Annotated in this window: 1 protein-coding gene; it reads right to left on the bottom strand. The window is 72.4% G+C overall.

The window, feature by feature from the left end; all coding sequences use genetic code 11:
• Positions 1 to 219: 219 nt before the first annotated feature.
• Positions 220 to 1,233: an ornithine carbamoyltransferase gene (gene argF / locus FNQ90_RS22905; RefSeq protein ID WP_182608092.1), complete on the bottom strand. Its 1,014-nt coding sequence runs from the start codon at positions 1,231 to 1,233 to the stop codon at positions 220 to 222.
• Between the last annotated feature and the right edge of the window lie 248 nt (positions 1,234 to 1,481).

The following is a 1,481-nucleotide window of genomic DNA, read 5'->3' on the forward strand; positions in this document are numbered from 1 at the left end:
GGGGGCGGGCCCACCCCCTTCTCGCGCGTCCCCTCCACGCGCGGGAGCGACCCGTCGCTTCCCCGGCGTTCCCCGTCCCGCACCGACCCACCTCTTCCACGATTCCCGGATCGGACACCGCCCCATGCGCGGCGGCGGTTCCGGTGGGGCGCACTGTAGCGCCGGCGGGTGAACGCGCGGCGACGGCGCGGGACGGCCCGCCCCGCGCGCCGTCGCCGCTCACTCAGGCCCCGGGGCCGCCAGGGTGGCCACCATCAGCGCCTTGATCGTGTGCAGCCGGTTCTCGGCCTCGTCGAAGACCACCGAGTGCTCGGACTCGAAGACCTCGTCGGTGACCTCCAGCGACTCCAGCCCGTGTCGGGCGTGGATCTCCCGTCCCACGCCCGTGCCCAGGTCGTGGAAGGCGGGAAGGCAGTGCAGGAACCGCACCTCGTCGTTGCCGGTGGCCCGCAGTACGTCCATGGTCACCGCGTAGGGGGCCAGCAGCGCGATCCGCTCGTCCCACACCTCCTTGGGCTCACCCATCGACACCCACACGTCGGTGGCCACGAACTGGGCACCGCGCACGCCCTCGGCCACGTCCTCGGTCAGCGAGAGTCGGGCGCCGGACCCGGCCGCCATGGCCTTCGCCGTCGCGATCACGCCCTCGGAGGGCCACAGGGCCCGGGGGGCGACGACGCGCAGATCCATGCCCAGCAGCGCGCCGGTCACCAGGTAGGAGTTGCCCATGTTGGCGCGGGCGTCGCCCAGGTAGGCGAAGGCGGTCCGCTCCAGCGGCCGGTCGCCGTGTTCGCGCACGGTCAGCATGTCGGCGAGCATCTGGGTGGGGTGCCAGTCGTCGGTCAGGCCGTTGTAGACCGGTACGCCCGCGTGTGCCGCCAACTCCTCGACCGTCGCCTGCCCGGCGCCCCGGTACTGGATGGCGTCGAACATCCGGCCCAGGACCCGTGCGGTGTCGCGCACCGACTCCTTGTGACCGAGTTGGGAGCTCATCGGGTCGAGGTAGGTGGTCGAGGCGCCCTGGTCGGCGGCGGCCACCTCGAAGGCGCAGCGGGTGCGGGTGGAGGTCTTCTCGAAGATCAGCGCCACGTTCCGGCCGGTGAGTCGCCGGTGTTCGGTGCCCGCCCGCTTCGCCGCCTTCAGTTCGGCGGCCAGGTCGAGCAGGTGGCGGAACTCCTCGGCGGTGACGTCCGGTTCCTTCAGGAAGTGACGGCCGGTGAGGTCGATCGGCATGAAGGGCTCCTCCGCTCGGGGGTCTCGCACCGGCTCCACGGCCCGGCAGCGGGCGGCGGGAGCACGACGGCTCCGCAAGTGTATACGGATACAGGTATCTCTATGCATCGTGATGGGTGAACATCCCCGGAACGCGACGGGCGCGCCGACACCCATCGGTGCCGGCGCGCCCCTCACGCCCGATGCCGTCCCGGCCCCGACTACTCCGCCGGGTCCCGCTCCACCGGACAGCTCATGCACCGGGGCCC

The organism is Streptomyces alkaliphilus, assembly GCF_014141535.1.
In the GTDB taxonomy this organism is placed as follows: Bacteria; Actinomycetota; Actinomycetes; order Streptomycetales; family Streptomycetaceae; genus Streptomyces; species Streptomyces alkaliphilus.

What these genes read in the sequence shown, in the direction of transcription:
- argF (WP_182608092.1), bottom strand. Translation starts at nt 1,233, where the DNA reads ATGCCGATCGACCTCACCGGCCGTCACTTCCTGAAGGAACCGGACGTC.